Here is a 17842-nt window from a genome sequence, read left to right as displayed (position 1 = left end):
CAAAACAACTCTATAGTCCGTTACTAATTAATTCTCATTTTCCTTTGCATATTTACATTTTATGCATATCTTCGCCTCGTTTTCACAACAAAATAAACAATAAGCGAAAAAGCAGTATGGGAAGTATATTTAAGACTAGTATTATTTTTTTATGCCTACTCACACACACTCTTCTATCAGTAGGTAGTACCCCTAAAAAAGACCTCGACCAGATTCTGGTCATCAGCGCTTATGCAGACTCCAATCCCTGGAGCAACAGCTTCATCACTCCGATTGTCACCATGGCTTCACAAGACAGCACCATAGGAGCATATACTATATATCTGAATATGTTCGCATTGCAAAACGCCAAAGAGGTGGATAAATTCGAAGCAAGTATCTGCGAGATGTTACCTTCGTCTCCTCCCAAAATGGTGGTATTTGTGGGGAATGCCAGTTTCGTTTTCTGCGACAACCTCAATAAGATATGGCCGGACATTCCTATGTTGCTATGTGGCGAGCGGGATTATACAGGTCCGGACAGCCTTATCATTCAGGCTCATGCACTGGCTCCGCAACAGCGTATACCTATCAGCGACCTACAAAAGACGATGAACTTGACCATGTTGTACGCCAATCTGTATATCGAAGAGAATCTGCAACTCATGAAGCAGCTCATTCCGCAAATGAATAAAGTCATTTATATCGGTGATGGTACATATACATGCCAGCAGAACGATTATGACCTTTCCGCAACGATCAGGAAGAAGCATCCGGACTTGGAATATCAGTTTATTTCTGCAGAAAACACCTCTACCGACAGTCTTTTCACCATTCTCCGCAAACAGAATCCTCTCACTACCGGATTTTTGTTTTCTTCCTGGTTACGAAAAAAAGACTATGAAGAAAATCTTGTAATGACCAGTAACTCCCATCGTATTATCGCCACCTCATCCGTACCTCTTTTTTCATTCAGAAGAGTAGGTATTCAGGAAGAAGGAGGAATTATCGGTGGCTATATCTATGATGAAAAAGAGTATATTAACCGGATGTTAACCACCATCAAAGAGATTATCCACGGAAAACAACCCCGTTATATCCCTATCTATAATGCCGGAAATGCTACTCCCGTATTCAATTATCAGTCATTACTCCACCGCAAACTCGATCCAAAAAATTGTCCCAAAAATACAATTTTCTATGATGCACCTCCCACTTTGTGGGAGAAATACGAATATGCGATCATCGGAACAAGCTGCCTGTTCATTCTGCTGCTGTTAGGCTTCCAATATTACCGAGTACGCACACTCGAAAGAATGAAGCGTGTCCAGCACAAAGCATTAGAAAGTACTGGCAAGTATTATAACATTATCAATAGTATGCCAATTCTTTACATGGCGGAAGAACTTATAAAAGATGAGGACGGACGGATTGTAGACACAATATATATAGACGTAAACCAACATTTCGAGAAGAGATTTTTCGAAAAACAGAAAGTTATCGGTAAGCGGGGAAGCGAAATATTTCCGGAATCACTACCGCAGTTTCTACATTTCATGAATATCTCCCTGGCAGAAAAACGTTCCATCACTTTTTCCTACTATTATAAAGAGATCGACACTTTTTATGACATAGTAGTAAATGCCAGTGACGACGGACGATTCATGCATATATTCTGTATGGACAGCACAGAGTTGCACCATGCCCAGATGCAAATGCGTTCTATCAACCACAAGTTATCCATGGCACTCGATATTGCCAATATCATCCCCTGGAAATGGGATTTAAAGACACATACCATACAGTATGATGTAAAAAGAACCGCCGTCACCGGCAATGAGAATACAGAAATAAGTGATGAACAGCTTTATATATCCGACGAACAGTATTTTACAAAAATACATAAAGAAGACCTTCCCAAGGTAAAAGAAGCCTATGCAAGCCTAATCACCAAACATACTAGAAAAGCAAAGGTGGAATACCGTATCATCAAAGAAGTGGACGGTGTGAACCATACTGACTGGATAGAGGCACAGGTAGCTGTAGAAAGTTATGACGAAAACGGACAGCCACTCACTTTAGTAGGTTCCTCGCTGACCATTACCGACCGGAAGAGCATGGAAAACGATTTGATTTCCGCTAAAAACCGCGCGGAAGAGTCCAATCGACTCAAATCTGCTTTCCTTGCCAACATGAGCCACGAGATCCGCACACCGCTCAATGCAATTGTCGGTTTCTCCGGAATACTGGCTTCCACCGAGGAAGAAGAAGAGAAACGGGAATATGTCAGCATCATCGAAAATAACAATACCCTGCTTTTACAACTTATCAGTGACATCCTTGATCTCTCAAAGATTGAAGCCGGTACCATGGAGTTTGCCTACACAGACTTTGAACTGAACGGTGTAATGACCGAGCTGGAAAGTTCATTACGCCTGAAACTGTCCCCCGACAAACAAGTCACACTCACTCTCGAAACTCCGTTACCGGAATGTTATATTCATGCCGAACGCAACCGCATTTCACAGATTATCATTAATCTGGTAACAAACGCCATCAAATTTACAGAAACAGGTAACATTCGTATAGGCTACCAAATACGTGATAACAAACAGCTCTATTTCTATGTGACTGATACCGGCTGCGGCATTTCGGAAGACAAGCAAGAAAGTGTATTCGGACGCTTTGTCAAACTGAACACTTTCGCACAAGGAACAGGACTGGGACTTTCGATTTGCCAAACTCTTGTTCAGCAAATGGGAGGTGAAATCAGTGTATGCTCAACCCCCGGAGAGGGTTCCACTTTTTGGTTCACCCTCCCCTACCGTCCCGCGCTCGAAGCTCCGCAGCAGGAAGTAACAACAGAACCGGTAAAGATAAAGAAGCAAAAAATCACGATCCTGGTGGCGGAAGACCATGGAAGTAATTACCGTCTGATAGAATCCATTCTTAAAAAGGACTACAATTTACTACATGCCTGGAATGGAGAGGAAGCAGTAAGCCTATTTAGAGAACATAACCCGCAGCTCATCCTGATGGATATCAACATGCCCGTGATGGATGGATACGAGGCAACCAAAGAGATACGGAAATACTCCAAACGGGTTCCCATCATAGCCGTCACCGCCTTTGCCTATGCTTCGGACGAGCAGAGAGTGATGGAAAACGGATTTGACGCTTATATGCCCAAGCCCATCAATGCCAATCAACTGAAAGGGCAAATCACCTCCATACTGATGAAACATATCACTTTTATGTAGACCGGAAACAATCGTTTCGTACAGTTGGGGAAAGGTCATTTCCAAAGAATAGCAATATCTAGGTATTTTATGTTGAAAAGCATAAAATAGAGCATATTTATGCCGATTATATGAAAAATCATTGTAACTTTGTGCGCTCTAAAGAAAAGGATAACTACAACCTCTAATTTTATCATTTATGGAATTAAACAAGATCTTTAAAGACGGTCTTTGGAGCACTGAAATCAACGTCAGAGATTTCGTAAGTCATAACATCACTCCGTATTATGGAGATGCTTCTTTCCTCGAAGGACCTACTGAACGCACAAAAGCCGTGTGGAACCGCTGCCTCGAAGCACTGGCAGAAGAAAGAGCCAATAATGGGGTACGCTCACTGGATAATGTCACCGTCTCAACCATCACTTCTCATAAAGCCGGATACATCGACAAAGAAAACGAACTGATTGTCGGCTTACAGACAGACGAGCTTCTGAAACGTGCCATCAAACCTTTCGGAGGTATCAATGTAGTGAGCAAAGCCTGCCACGAAAACGGTGTAGAGGTGGACGACCGCGTAAAAGATATCTTCACCCACTACCGCAAGACACACAACGACGGAGTATTCGACGTATATACCGAAGAAATCCGCTCGTTCCGTTCTTTGGGATTCCTCACCGGACTTCCTGACAACTACGCCCGCGGACGTATCATCGGCGACTACCGCCGCATGGCCCTCTATGGTATCGACCGACTGATTGAAGCCAAAAAAGAAGACTTACGCAACCTCACCGGTCCGATGACCGACGCCCGTATCCGCCTGCGCGAAGAAGTGGCAGAACAAATCAAGGCGTTGAAAGACATGAAGGTAATGGGCGAATACTACGGACTCGATTTGAGCCGTCCCGCTTACACGGCACAAGAAGCCGTACAATGGGTTTACATGGCATACCTTGCTGCCGTAAAAGAACAAGACGGCGCTGCCATGTCACTGGGTAACGTCTCTTCGTTCCTCGACATTTATATGGAATATGAATTGAGCAAAGGAACCATCACCGAATCTTTCGCACAGGAGCTGATCGACCAGTTTGTCATCAAACTGCGTATGGTGCGCCACCTGCGTATGCAATCCTACAACGATATCTTTGCGGGTGACCCGACATGGGTAACCGAATCTCTGGGCGGACGCCTCAACGACGGACGTACCAAGGTGACAAAGACTTCATTCCGCTTCCTGCAAACACTGTACAACCTCGGCCCTTCACCGGAACCGAACCTGACCGTACTATGGAGCCCGGAACTGCCGGAAGGATTCAAGGAATTCTGTGCTAAAGTTTCCATCGACACTTCATCCATCCAATACGAAAACGACGACTTGATGCGCGAAGTACGCCAGTCGGACGACTATGGAATTGCCTGCTGCGTATCTTACCAGGAAATCGGTAAACAAATCCAGTTCTTCGGCGCACGCTGCAATCTTGCGAAAGCCCTGTTGCTCGCCATCAACGGCGGACGTTGCGAAAACACCGGTACAGTTATGGTGAAAAACATTCCCGTATTGACCAGTGATACGCTGAAATTTGAGGAAGTAATGGACAACTACAAGAAAGTATTGACCGAAATCGCCCGTGTTTACAACGAAGCGATGAACATCATCCATTATATGCATGATAAGTATTACTACGAGAAAGCCCAAATGGCACTTGTAGATACCAACCCACGCATTAATCTTGCTTACGGTGTAGCCGGACTTTCTATCGCACTCGATTCACTGTCGGCCATCAAATATGCCAAAGTAACCGCACGTCGCAACGACATCGGTCTCACTGAAGGCTTCGACATCGAAGGCGAATTCCCTTGCTTCGGTAATGACAACGACAAGGTAGACCATCTGGGTGTTGACCTGGTATATTTCTTCAGCGAAGAACTGAAGAAACTTCCGGTTTACAAGAATGCCCGTCCGACTCTTTCATTGCTGACTATCACTTCCAACGTGATGTATGGCAAGAAGACAGGTGCTACTCCCGACGGACGTGCCAAAGGCGTCGCTTTTGCTCCGGGAGCCAACCCGATGCACGGACGCGACAAGAACGGTGCCATCGCTTCCTTGAGTTCCGTAGCGAAATTACGTTACCGCGATTCACAGGACGGTATCAGTAACACTTTCTCTATCGTTCCTAAATCATTGGGAGCTACTGCGGAAGACCGCATCGAGAATCTGGTTACCATGATGGACGGTTACTTCACCAAAGGTGCTCACCACCTGAATGTAAACGTTCTGAACCGTGATATGCTGTATGATGCCATGGAACATCCGGAAAAATACCCGCAGCTTACCATCCGTGTTTCCGGTTATGCCGTAAACTTCGTGAAGTTGAGCCGCGAACATCAATTGGAGGTTATCAGCCGTAGCTTCCACGAACGTATGTAACAATCTATTTACTCTATATGACGATAAACGTACATTCATACGAAAGTATGGGAACATTCGACGGGCCGGGCTTACGGCTCGTCGTTTTTCTTCAAGGTTGCAACTTCCGTTGCCTGTATTGCGCCAATCCCGACACGATAGCCGGCAAAGGCGGCACGCCTACCCCACCGGCAGAGATTGTCCGCATGGCAATGAGCCAGCGTCCTTTCTTCGGAAAGCGTGGAGGAGTTACTTTCTCCGGAGGAGAACCGACGTTTCAGGCAAAGGCACTCGTCCCACTGGTTCGTGAGCTGAAAGAGAAAGGAATTCATGTGTGCATAGACAGCAACGGCGGCATTTGGAACGAAGATGTAGAAGAGCTTTTCCGTCTGACCGATCTTGTATTGCTAGATATTAAAGAATTCAATCCTGCACGCCATCAGGCACTGACCGGAAGAAGCAACGAGCAAACCATCCGCACGGCAGCATGGTTGGAAGAAAACGAGAAACCTTTCTGGCTGCGTTATGTATTAGTGCCCGGCTACAGCGATTTCGAGGAAGACATCCGCCGTTTAGGAGAGGCTCTGGGAAAATACAAAATGATTCAACGGGTGGAAGTGTTGCCTTACCATACATTGGGCGTACACAAGTACGAAGCTATGGAACAGGAATACAAACTGAAAGACGTAAAAGAAAATACCCCCGAACAACTTGAACAAGCTGCGGAGGTATTTAAAGAGTATTTCACTACTGTGGTGGTAAACTAATCATTTACCACACAGTATTATAATTCATTTAATTTGCAAATATCATTCTGTATCTTTGAGATCTCTTGATATTCTTCATAAGCAAGAGACTCCTTTTATATATTTTGTTCAAAATCCACTCCTGTTCCTTCGCACAATTTTTTCCCTATAGAAACCAAATAATTATACAGGCAGTGCCCCCGAACATACAAATAGGCGTTCTCTTTCTGTAAGCCAAAGCGCGAGTACTGTTCCATTTCATTTTCCAGACAAAAATCAGTCTTATCTTTCCAATCAGCTACAGCATTTTGCAACAACATCTTCAATCGCCGCAATAGCTTACTTCCGTTGTCCAGTTCATCATCCTTTTGATATTGCAAAGAGATACATCGCTTAAAAGCATCCCGGCCAAAATCCTTTAAGCCTTTTCTTTCTTCATAAAGCATAAAAAGCAAAGACTCGTAAATGATTGCAGAATAATTACTCAAAGACAGCAAGGCTGCTCCTATCCAAAACCAATTGATATAGGTGAAGTCATAAACATCTACTCCATTTTGAACAGTCTTATTACCTTCTATTAAAATGCCACTCATCACATCCTGCAATCCGGCTCCGATATAACTAGCGATGCCGACTACTCCCAAAGCGGCACCCGAAGCATTACGGGGAGCAATATCCACTGCCATCAAACCACCCAGAAAACAGATCAAAACTCCGATTCCTAAACCGAAAAGTACCATTGCCAACACGTCTATCCAAAAATGCCCCCCGGGACCAAAAGAAACAAACAGAGAGCAAACACATTCATCAACCCGAAAATTAACGCAGGAACATTGCGACGTCCACCAAATAACTTATCAAAAATAACACCTGAAAACATAGTACCGATAATACCACAGACCGGACAAATAGAAATGATAAAACTGGCATCCAATGTGGAGTAACCCTTTTGGGCTTCCAAATAAAAAACGCCCCAACCATTGATAGCGTAGCGGCTGATATACATAAAAACACTTGAAAGAGCCAGCATCCAAATGGCAGGCATCAGCAATGTAGCCATAGGTCATAAACAGGTGACAATATTATTAATATTGTCTCAATTATCCGACTTTTCGGGAAGGTTTCTGCATATATTTCTTTTTCCTAAAGTTCAAAAATAGTTAATTAAATTCCCGGATTATCCGATGTTCTATCAGCATACAAGGATATTTTCCTATCTTTGCAATAGGATTACGTTATCAAGGACAAAATGTAGTTTTAAAATTTAATAGAATGGGCAATATCAAAACAAAACAAAAGAATATTTCTTCTCAAAAGCAGAAGAATAAAATCAATCCCTCAAAAATTGATGATGGGAAAAAATTTGTATTGTCTGATGTATCCAAAGAAGAACTAAATAAAAGAAGAATTCCAGTATATCCTTACCTCCTCTAAATGTTAGAAAGCGCATATCCATTCTTCTTCATCCAAAAAGATGAAGGGAATGAGGATGGACTTCTATCTATATTATTATACAGATTCAAATCCGCTAAGTCGAATTTAGTTTATATTGTCAGGGTAGAGCAATACGAATGCAATATCTATGCAGTAAAGTTCTATCAGAAAAATCATAGATTATCTCATAATAAGTATAGGATAATGACCAATACCTTCGAACCGAGAAGGATCATTAATACCTGTATTAATATAATGCTCTCTATCTACGAAAAAAATCCCAAAGCTTCATTTGGTTTTATTGGAGCCAACGGTTTTAATGAAGATACGAAGTGTACCAAAAGATACAGAGTCTATTCAAGAATTGTAGCAACCTACTTTAGCGACAGAGTTTTCTATCACAAAGAAAATATAGAGAAGAGTGCATATATGCTCATCAACAATATAGCATTAAAAGAAAATCCCGACTTTATTCAACAAATCGAGAATTTCTTTATTAATCAATATGATTATTTTGAATAATTATTATTCGTACTAATAAGTCAGACGAACACCTGCTTGTATGTTGAAGTTAAACGGATTCTCTTTACGTATAGTTTGTATGTCGGAGCCATCATTGAAATAATAAGCAACACCCGGTTCCACATAGATACCCAAACGCTTCGTTGCATTGATCTGTGCACCTACACCACCGGATACCGAGAACTGCAAAGGCTTCACTGTTTCTTTTTCAGAGCCAAGCTTTCCATAAACGCATTTCTCAACCATACCTCCGCCGGAGACATAAAGAGTGACAAGTTTCTTATCCAGGAAGTTCCAGTTGGCACGCAACGGAATACCGATATAATGTAGTTTCTGCTCTATCTGTTGCTCTTCACCTGCCAGTTTTGCATCCGAAGAAAGCAGCGTATAAGTCAGTCCTGTCTCAAGAGAGAATCCCTTAGCTAAACCTTTACGAACGGACAATCCGAAAGAAATAGGTTGATGATGTTTAATATCAACCACCTGTTTTGCCTGACGCAGATAAGGTACTCCATCTTCAAAAACCAACGTCTGGTCATTAGGAATTGTCTCCATCAAACCGTTGGAAACAGAAAACATACTCACACGGGACATATAGGCATGAGATCCGGCACCTACTTCTGTCGAAGCACCTCCTGAATTTCCTACCGAAAGTCCCATTGACCATGTTCCCTTTTGAGAAGATCTTTTTTCTGTCGGAATATGAAGTTTGTCTTTACCGGAGGGGCGGCGCGGTCTGTTATTCAATCGCTCCGCATCTTGTGACTGTCCCTGACTGGCATTTGTATTTTCTACCTGCTTCGGTTCATCTTCTACATTTTCAGTCTCTCCTTTCCCTTTTACATTCTTATCCTCCTCACTCAAAGAGTCCTCTCCATTTCCTGTTGAAGGTTTATTTTCATTACCTATCCCTAATGGATCTACACCTGTTTTCTGCTCCGTATGATTCCTGTTGACTTTCGCCAAACGGTCTACGCGAGCTACCGGCCGTAAGACAGGTTCCACAGCAGTTCCCTGCATATCCGGTTGTTGCACACCCGGCAATGCATCGGGCGTGGAAGCCAATGCAGGAGCTTGTATATGACGTATTTCATCCGCAGCAGGTGTCCCTAGAAAATACAGACTTACTGACGAAACGACAGCTAATATTATAACAGCTGCAGCAGCCATCATCCATTTTCGATAAGGATATATTTTCTTCTCCACAGGAGGCATAAGTTCTTTCTCCAGTTGTTCCCAACCGGAAGCAGGCGTCGGCTCGGAATAATCCGCGAGCTTCTCCTTCAACTTATTCATCCACAATTCTTTCTCTTCCATCTCTATCTATCCATTATGCGTTATCCATTCTTTTACTCTTTTTGCTAATACACTCTTCGCACGAAACAGTTGCGAAGCCGAAGATTTTTCATTGATACCTAATACCTGTGCGATTTCTTTATGCGATTTGTCTTCAAATGTATAAAGGTTGAACACGGTACGATACCCGGCGGGTAATTCTTCAATAAACTGCATCAGTACTTTTTGTGGAATCGCTTCCACATCAGAAGCATCCGGCTCTTCATACTCTTCGGGCAACTCTTCCAAAGGTGCCGACTGATTGATTACATCATTCTTCCGAAGATACTGCAAAGCAGTGTTGACCATCACCCGCTCCATCCAGGCCCGCAAGGAACCCTCACCCCTCCAGGTGAACTTATCGAACGAATCGAATATCTTTAAAAAACCGTCGTGAAGCAGATCCTGGGCTGTATCCCGGTCGCCGGTATAACGTAGACAGATGCCAAGCATACGCCCCGCATACTGTTCATACAGTTCCTTGCGGGCCCGGTTATTACCCAGCCTACATTGTTCCGACAACTCTATTTCTTCCATTCTCTTATACACGTGTTTACCTTATAAATGCAGCAAAGATAGAAATACTGCACAGAGAGAACAACTCTTTTATCACTTTTGTTTCTTTAACAGATCCGAATGCAATATTTTCTATCCCCTTGCATTTTTACTACAGAAAACATAAATATTATAAAATCTAAAACCTAGTAAGTATATGAAGAAATTTAAATTCATTGCCTTTATCTTTGCTATTATGACTACCATGCCGATTCTCCAGTCATGCTTGGACGACGATGACAGTTCGTCCGATCTTCTGGTTATCAGCACCATTAATATGATTAGCCAGGATAGCAAGGAATTTTATTTCACTTTGGATAATGGAAAAAAGATGTATCCCAGCAATTCACAAGGATGGAGCAATAAAGATTGGGTGGAGGGACAACGAGCTTTTGTGATATTCAATGAGCTGGAAGAGCCTGTAAATGGATACGACCTTAATATTCAGGTGAAAGGTATCAATCCAATCTTAACCAAAGACATCGTCACAATGGGTGAAGATGACAACGACGAAGAGAAAATCGGAGATGATAAGATCAACACGACTTATATGTGGATCAATAAGGATAATAAATATCTGACGATTGAATTCCAATATTACGGAACACATAGTGAAGATAAAAAACATTTCCTGAATCTGGTGATTAACGACAAAGAAGAGACAGTTCCCACTGCTGACGAAGACAATGCAGAGGACGAATATATTAATCTGGAATTCCGTCATAACAGTGAAGGAGATTATCCTCAACGTTTGGGTGAAGGATATGTGTCTTTCAAACTGGATAAAATAAAAGAGCGGATGGAAGGAAAAAAGGGATTGAGAATTCGTGTTAACACCTTATATAGTGGGGTGAAAACTTATGAAGTAAAATTTCCTTAGATTACTAATCTAATATGAACATGCGAAACACACTCTTTTTTAATATAATATATTAATTACGCAAGAGGGGGCGGTAGTTGTGAAACTGCCGCCCTTTACCTATAAAATCATATACACACCTGCATCTTTTCCATTCATACGCCCAGTCAAGAATGCTCCTGATTATATGGTTAGAAATCATTCCTGCCACATTAGAAAAGATAAGCAGGAATTCTCTAATTCACTATAACAAACATTGTATGGCCTGCAAAGTAAGCATTTCTTTAGGGACCGCTGCCTTTATTTCTTCTTTCAGGACGCACAGCAGGCTGTGACGGATAAAATCTCTATTTGTCACCAGCACCACTTGTCGCGTAGGCCGGGGGATGGCAAACGGACGCACTAACTGTCGCTGTTCTTCCGTCAATTGCGCCACTGCCAGTTCGGGAATAAAAGTGATGCCTTTTCCGCTTTCTACCATTCGCATAAAAGTTTCCATACTTCCCAGACGATAAGCTATCTGGCTGACCTTCACCGCCTCCATCTGACAAAAACGGACAAGTTGGTCACGGAAGCAATGTCCTTCGTCCAGGAGCCAAAGATGTTCACCTGTTATATCGGAAGTACGGATCACTTCATGCTTGAAAGAGGGCTCTTTCCTTGATACATATGCGTAGAATTGCTCATAGAAAAGAGTTTCTTCTGTCAGGAATGTGTCTTCTAATTTACTGGCAATAATCCCTGCGTCCAAATCTCCGGCGTGCAAAGCTTGCTGAATATCCTGTGTTTTCATTTCTGTGACACGAATATCCAGTTCCGGGTATTTTTCCATTAGTTGAGGGAAAAAGCGGGGAAGCAAATAAGGAGCAATAGTTGGCAATACTCCCAAGCGGAATACACCGGACAATGACTGTTTATCTTCACAGATTATTTCTTTTACTTGGGCTGCCTGTGCCAGAATCACACGAGCCTGATCTATCACTTTCCGCCCGATGGCTGTCGGACAAACGGGCTGTACCGTTCTATCGAACAGTTTTACTCCCAGTTCATCTTCCAGTTTCTGAATCATGGCACTCAAAGTGGGTTGCGTCACACGGCAATATTCGGCTGCCCGTGCAAAATGCCTGAACTGGTCTACAGCCAGTATATATTCTAATTGTTGTATCGTCATCTATCAAATCATATTAAGTTATAGATTTCACCTATGCAAAGATAGAAATTTTCAGTTTGACAACAAGCATTTTCCGCCTTATCTTTGCAGTACAGAAAAAAAGAAAACGAGTATAAATCATTAAAAATAAAAAGAATATGAAAACTTTAGAATTTATCAAATTGAACGAATCGGGAGCAAACAACGTAGTAGCATCTTTGCAACAACTATTAGCAGACTTCCAAGTATATTACACCAATCTCCGCGGGTTCCACTGGAATATCAAGGGACATAATTTCTTTGTTCTCCACAGTCAATTCGAAAAGATGTATGATGACACAGCTGAAAAGGTGGATGAAATTGCAGAACGTATCTTAATGTTAGGTGGCACTCCGGCCAATAAGTTCAGTGATTATCTGAAAGTGGCAGGCATCAATGAAGTAGATAAAGTGAGTAACGGAGATGAAGCATTGAATAGTATCCTTCAGTCTATCAGCTATCTGATTGGTGAAGAACGTAAGATCTTGTCCATCGCTTCTCAAGCCGGAGATGAAGTTACCGTTTCGATGATGAGCGATTATCTGAAAGAACAGGAGAAGTTGGTTTGGATGTTGGTTGCCTATAATAACAAGTAAAATTTAAATAAAAGGTTTAGGTTTTAAGTCAAAAAGAGAGGATATTCCCATAAAAAGGTATATTCTCTCTTTTTTGCATTTCTTCTCTCCAGAATTAAAAACATTCGTCAAAGAGTTTCTGCATTTGTGCGTATTTGCCATCTGTATCTTCGACCTCCATACGTAGTTTTATCATTTCCTTTTTCATTTGTTTAATGATAGGGGCATATTCTTTCTCATTGTACACATTATGATCTTCTTTCGGATCTTTTTGTAAATCATAAAAGTCCCATACCGGTTTAGTCGCTCTCTCCTGCCCGTCCGTCATATCTAATGGATCACCATAATAGAAAACAAGCTTATAACGTTCGTTACGAATCCCCATATGAGCAGGACGAATAGTGTGGTGCGTCCAATAACGATAATAAAAACTCCTGCGCCAGTCATCCGGTGTCCGCCCGCAAAGATTATCCACGAAGCTGCGTCCCTGCATTCCTCCTGACGGGTTCACTCCGGCAAATTGTGCCAACGTCGGAGCAAAATCGATATTTAAAATCAAATCTTTCACTCGCTTTCCGGACGGGAGCCTCTTCGGATAACGAATCACAAACGGCATGCGGGCTGCTTCCTCATAAAACATACGTTTATCGAAAAATCCATGCTCTCCCAAAAAGTAACCTTGATCGGAAACATATACCACAATCGTATTATCCGCTATCCCCATATCATCCAAAGCCTGCAAAAGTTTACCTATATTATCATCCACCGTAGCTCCGCAACGCAGATAATCTCTGATATATTTCTGATAGATAGTTTTACGGGCTGCCGCACGTTGCATACCTTGAGTAGAAAAAGGCAATCCGGGATAACGGCACCACCATTTGTCAGGATCGGCAGAAGCCAGTTCCCATCTTCTTCCTATTTCTTCCAATTTTTGTCCGATGAATCCTCTTCCATTAGTTTCCGGTCCCCAATCCATCAGATTCTCGGGCTCGGGAAATACGATTCCGTCGTACAGATGCTCCATTCTAGTTGGATAATCATACGGTTCATGGGTAGCTTTAAAATGGCAACACATCAGAAACGGCTGCTTCTTCTCCCAGGCTTTCATCCATTCTATCGCTTTCTCCGTCACAATATCGGTAGAGAATCCCTGCACACACTCACCGAAATTACGATTGCCCGGCCACGGATCGGAACTATTGATAAACAACGGATCGCGATATACTCCTTGATCGTAAAAAATTGAATAATAATCAAATCCTTGCGGCTGGGATTTTAAATGCCATTTACCGACCAAGCCTGTTTGATAGCCTGCCTGCTTCAAGATAGTAGCAATGGTAGGCAACGAAGTGTCCAACGAATCGGCTAATGTATAGACACCGTTTTTATGGCTATAAGCTCCTGTCAGAATAGAAGCGCGGCTTGGCGATGAAATAGAATTTGTACAGAAACAATTATCCAGCACCACTCCCTCGGAAGCTAAACGACGAATATTGGGATTATGCGCATAATCAGCCAATATTCCTCCATAAATTCCCCATGCTTGCGCTGTATGGTCATCACTTAGGATGAAGAGAATATTAGGACGTTCCTCCCCTGCTATTTTTATATCTGTCTGAGCACATATTTTCCCGTTCATACAGGCAGCCAGCACGCCCAGTACAGACAATGAAATTTTTTTGTCCATAATGTATTTTAGTCCAATTTAAAAGTATATTTCGCAATCAGAAACGAAATCGAATAAATAAAAACTACTTTTTTATACTAAATTACCCCCTTGTTACAATATCCGTAACAAGGGGGAATCATATTTCAAATGTTTTAACTCATATTGTTTTTTTGTTACAATTTTATCATCTCCCCTACAAACTCAAAGCCCATAGTAAGTGCCGGAGATGAAGCACTCTCCGCTATATTAAGTACTCCCTTAATTGTATACTTTTGGGTCGCTTCATCGTATTGAATAGTAAATGATCCCGGATTCGAAAGATCTACTTGCTTGTCTTTATCAACCCCCGTAAATCCTACCGCTCGGATGTCTGCCTTGGAATACTCACCGGGAAGTAAAACCGTCGTATTTAGCGCTATTCTAAGAGTATTATTTGTAGTATTTCTATCAAATAAAATCAACAGTAAATAATCGGTTTGAATTTGATATCTTGCCATTATAGATTCGAAAAACAGATCTGTATCGGGCGTATCTTTTGCCTCTATTCTGAGTTCTGTTGAAACTCCACTGCCGTCATTCGCTATTATTTCAATAACAGCCGTACCGGAGGCCAAAACCTCAATGATACCATTCTCCAATGAAATGACCTCATCGCCTTCCTTCAAATTATAAGATACAGATTTATCCTCCACATTATCCGGCAATACAACAAGGGTAGCATTCAAATCGTAAGTATCACCGACTACCAAGTCCAGAACTCCCATTCCATCCGCTACAATAATTTCTTCCACTCTTACCTGATAATCTACGGCTACTCTGTATTTGGATTGAAATCGTGCTATATTTGCATTATCTACCAGAGTGACCGTCAGTTCTGCTTCACCAGAGGCAATACCCGTAATTACTCCTTCACGGTTTACTGTGAAAACGTCCTCGTTACTTGAGCCAAACCGAAATGAGTATTCCTCCAGATTACCAGCATTATCCGGAATAACGCTAACACGCAGAGCAGTGGTAATTCCTACTTCATCAAAAACAATATCCCCCTCTTCGGTTATATACTCATTTTCGACAGAAATCCCGGTAACAGGGTTTTCCACCACCTCTACCTGACTAATTTCATCGTCATCACCGCAAGCCGCACATATAACAGCCGCAGCAAACATTAAATATAATAATTTTTTCTTCATATTTACTTCATTATAAATCGATTGATCTGCCAATTATTCGGGACAGCGTACACCCTCCACCCAGTTAAGAGTCTTATTTATATCCCAGCCATTTCCGGTCCAGTCTCTGACAACATCGCCTTCACCTTCATTAAATCTCCAGTAAGCAATCATATCCTGATAATTGTCCGGAGATATATAGCACATATTATTCTGAATCTCGCTCTGTGTCAAAGCCTTTTTCCATACACGAACTTCACTTATGACTCCGTCCAAATAGCGGGAATCCAGCGAAGAGCCAATACAGAACCTGCGTTTATCTGTCTTTCCACACAAGGTAATAGGACCACGCGGAGCATCTACCTGTCCGTCCAATTCACCATTCACATAAAGCTTAATGCTAGAACCGTCGAACACAACTGCAAGATGATACCATTTATTCACTTCGAACTCCGTCTTGCCCGTGACAGGATAGCCACCTCCGGCCAATTGAATCTGATTCGGCTTAATAGTAACATCACCAAAGCGCAATAGAAATTCTTCCTCCACTCCCATTACAGTACTAATATACGGATTTATGGCAGCGAAGTTGTTCACCTTAACTCTCGCCTCCATCGTGACTTGCGGCACACTCGCCAACGCAGGATCATCCTCAAAAGCAAGCTTCATGTTAGTCCGGTAAAGAGTGGCAGCCTTAACTACCATCACTTGATTCAATACAAGATAAATCGTTCGGGAAGATTCCATAACAGGCATATCACCAGTCACATTCGTAATAGTTATAGGCACACAATAGATAACCCCCTCTTCAAAATTAGTAGTTCTCAATAAAGAAAAGATCAATTGTTCTGAAATATTCTCACCTGCTTTCAGCACAATTTCGTCATTGGACAACATATAATCTTCAACAGGAACAATCTTATATTTCTTCCCATACTCCGCATTGTAACCCTCCAGCTTATCCGGATCCACTTTGACTTTAATCAGTTGATCCCCCATTGCCTGGCAAGAAGCCGAAACTGTCACACCAATGTCAGCCGGACCATCCACTGTATATTTAACAGTAGGAGAATTTTCAGTGCCGGTAAAGTATAAAGCATCTTTCAATGGTTCCGCATTTGTACAAGCAAACAAAACGGCCCCCCATAACATAATCAATAATAAATATTTTGTCTTCATATCTTTTCTGCTTTTTAGATATTATTTCTTCGCAGGATTCATTATCTGGATAGCCTCACGAAGATATTTATATTCAACATCCGTATGGTTATACTCATATTCCATATGGTAACTTCCAATCCCTCCCTTATGCTGTTTTTCCGTTATTTCTTCCGGTTGCCAGCGTGCCATTCCAAGCAAAGAGGGAATCGTGCCTAGTTCCGGATCTTTATATCCGGCTCCTCCCGTTGACCAGAGGCTCTCAAAATTTTCTGTAACTATAAAACGTTCTGGGCTAATATGTTTACTCACCGTATTAAATCGATATTGCAAAGAAGAAGGAGCAGTTGTACCATATGCCTGGGCAATTGCATAATTTGCATATTTCCATCCTTCTTCCGTGATTTTCTCTATATATCCGTCCACACAGATGAGCTTATCCTCTCCCAAATTAGCACGCATTTCTCTCAATAAAGTAGTCATATTCACCGACTTATTGAATAAGTCACCACTGCTACATTCATGGTCGAAATCGACTCCATCATACCCATATTTGAACACACTGTCGGCTACCGCCTTCGCCACAGCAGGAATATTCTCCGCCACATTCTCAAAATTACCGGGGAAGTTGGACATATTATGAGAAAATATAGTAAATGTCACCTTGGTTCCATATACCTCTTGCACATATTTCAAATCCTCCATCTGCGCTTGAGTCAAGCTATGCCATGTTCCCCAAATAGAAACCACGTCTACACTGTCAGGCAAGTTACGCAGATATTTTACAGGAGATGTTCCGGCTGCCTTCCAGCCGCCAAACCATCCAAAAGCCAACTGATGATCTGACTTTTTATAGGCTCGCAGATTCTCATAATATTGGGCATCTTTCACAACAGGCACTTGGAGCGATATATTTTCTATCTCCGTATCACATGCCACCATAACCATAGCCAATACGAAAAGTCCAAAGACTCTATTCATTATCTTATTCATAGTAATAAAA

General features: G+C 42.1%; 13 protein-coding genes and 1 pseudogene. 6 read left to right on the top strand and 8 right to left on the bottom strand.

Going from position 1 to position 17842, the window contains the following annotated elements:
- Positions 1-116 precede the first annotated feature (116 nt).
- The 3 genes from I2I13_RS15110 (at position 117) to pflA (ending at position 6392) form a co-directional block, all read left to right on the top strand.
- Positions 117-3239: an ATP-binding protein gene (locus I2I13_RS15110; protein ID WP_195649882.1), complete on the top strand. Its 3123-nt coding sequence runs from the start codon at positions 117-119 to the stop codon at positions 3237-3239.
- A gap of 178 nt (positions 3240-3417) precedes the next feature.
- On the top strand, positions 3418-5646 hold the full coding sequence (gene pflB, locus I2I13_RS15105) for a formate C-acetyltransferase (protein WP_148365989.1): 2229 nt from the start codon (positions 3418-3420) through the stop codon (positions 5644-5646).
- A gap of 17 nt (positions 5647-5663) precedes the next feature.
- Positions 5664-6392, top strand: coding sequence for a pyruvate formate-lyase-activating protein (gene pflA / locus I2I13_RS15100; protein ID WP_195649881.1), 729 nt, complete (start codon positions 5664-5666; stop codon positions 6390-6392).
- 464 nt (positions 6393-6856) lie between these two features.
- Here the strand turns inward: pflA and I2I13_RS15095 are convergent.
- Positions 6857-7422: pseudogene (locus tag I2I13_RS15095) on the bottom strand (MFS transporter); the annotation flags it as partial.
- Positions 7423-7643: 221 nt separating this feature from the next.
- Here I2I13_RS15095 and I2I13_RS15090 point away from each other — a divergent pair.
- Positions 7644-7805: a hypothetical protein gene (locus I2I13_RS15090; protein WP_167511812.1), complete on the top strand. Its 162-nt coding sequence runs from the start codon at positions 7644-7646 to the stop codon at positions 7803-7805.
- Between the two features lie 534 nt (positions 7806-8339).
- Here the strand turns inward: I2I13_RS15090 and I2I13_RS15085 are convergent.
- On the bottom strand, positions 8340-9644 hold the full coding sequence (locus tag I2I13_RS15085; RefSeq protein ID WP_195649880.1) for an outer membrane beta-barrel protein: 1305 nt from the start codon (positions 9642-9644) through the stop codon (positions 8340-8342).
- A gap of 6 nt (positions 9645-9650) precedes the next feature.
- A complete protein-coding gene (locus tag I2I13_RS15080; RefSeq protein ID WP_148365982.1) occupies positions 9651-10199 on the bottom strand; it encodes an RNA polymerase sigma factor in 549 nt (182 codons plus the stop codon).
- Between the two features lie 175 nt (positions 10200-10374).
- On the opposite strand from I2I13_RS15080, the gene I2I13_RS15075 reads away from it, so the two are divergent.
- Complete coding sequence (locus I2I13_RS15075) at positions 10375-11097, top strand: NigD-like protein (RefSeq protein ID WP_195649879.1); 723 nt, start codon at positions 10375-10377, stop codon at positions 11095-11097.
- Between the two features lie 223 nt (positions 11098-11320).
- Here the strand turns inward: I2I13_RS15075 and I2I13_RS15070 are convergent, their stop codons facing one another.
- The gene (locus I2I13_RS15070) at positions 11321-12247 is read right to left on the bottom strand and encodes a hydrogen peroxide-inducible genes activator (RefSeq protein WP_195649878.1); all 927 of its coding nucleotides are present in this window, start codon (positions 12245-12247) and stop codon (positions 11321-11323) included.
- A gap of 137 nt (positions 12248-12384) precedes the next feature.
- Here I2I13_RS15070 and I2I13_RS15065 point away from each other — a divergent pair, with 137 nt between their 5' ends.
- Positions 12385-12861 (top strand): Dps family protein, encoded by a 477-nt coding sequence (locus I2I13_RS15065; protein WP_148365976.1) that lies wholly within the window; start codon positions 12385-12387, stop codon positions 12859-12861.
- A 94-nt stretch (positions 12862-12955) separates the two neighbouring features.
- Here the strand turns inward: I2I13_RS15065 and I2I13_RS15060 are convergent, their stop codons facing one another.
- The 4 genes from I2I13_RS15060 to I2I13_RS15045 form a co-directional block, all read right to left on the bottom strand.
- Positions 12956-14482: a sulfatase gene (locus I2I13_RS15060; protein WP_370540843.1), complete on the bottom strand. Its 1527-nt coding sequence runs from the start codon at positions 14480-14482 to the stop codon at positions 12956-12958.
- A gap of 203 nt (positions 14483-14685) precedes the next feature.
- Entirely contained in the window at positions 14686-15702 is a 1017-nt protein-coding gene (locus I2I13_RS15055) for an Ig-like domain-containing protein (protein ID WP_195649876.1), read from the bottom strand.
- A 33-nt stretch (positions 15703-15735) separates the two neighbouring features.
- On the bottom strand, positions 15736-16860 hold the full coding sequence (locus I2I13_RS15050; protein ID WP_195649875.1) for a DUF1735 and LamG domain-containing protein: 1125 nt from the start codon (positions 16858-16860) through the stop codon (positions 15736-15738).
- A gap of 21 nt (positions 16861-16881) precedes the next feature.
- Positions 16882-17820, bottom strand: a complete 939-nt coding sequence (locus I2I13_RS15045; RefSeq protein WP_195649874.1) for a glycoside hydrolase family 18 — start codon at positions 17818-17820, stop codon at positions 16882-16884.
- Positions 17821-17842 lie beyond the last annotated feature (22 nt).

Source organism: Bacteroides sp. D55t1_190419_B8 (assembly GCF_015558905.1).
Classification (GTDB): domain Bacteria; phylum Bacteroidota; class Bacteroidia; order Bacteroidales; family Bacteroidaceae; genus Bacteroides; species Bacteroides vicugnae.
This window is presented reverse-complemented; position numbering and strand designations above follow the sequence as displayed.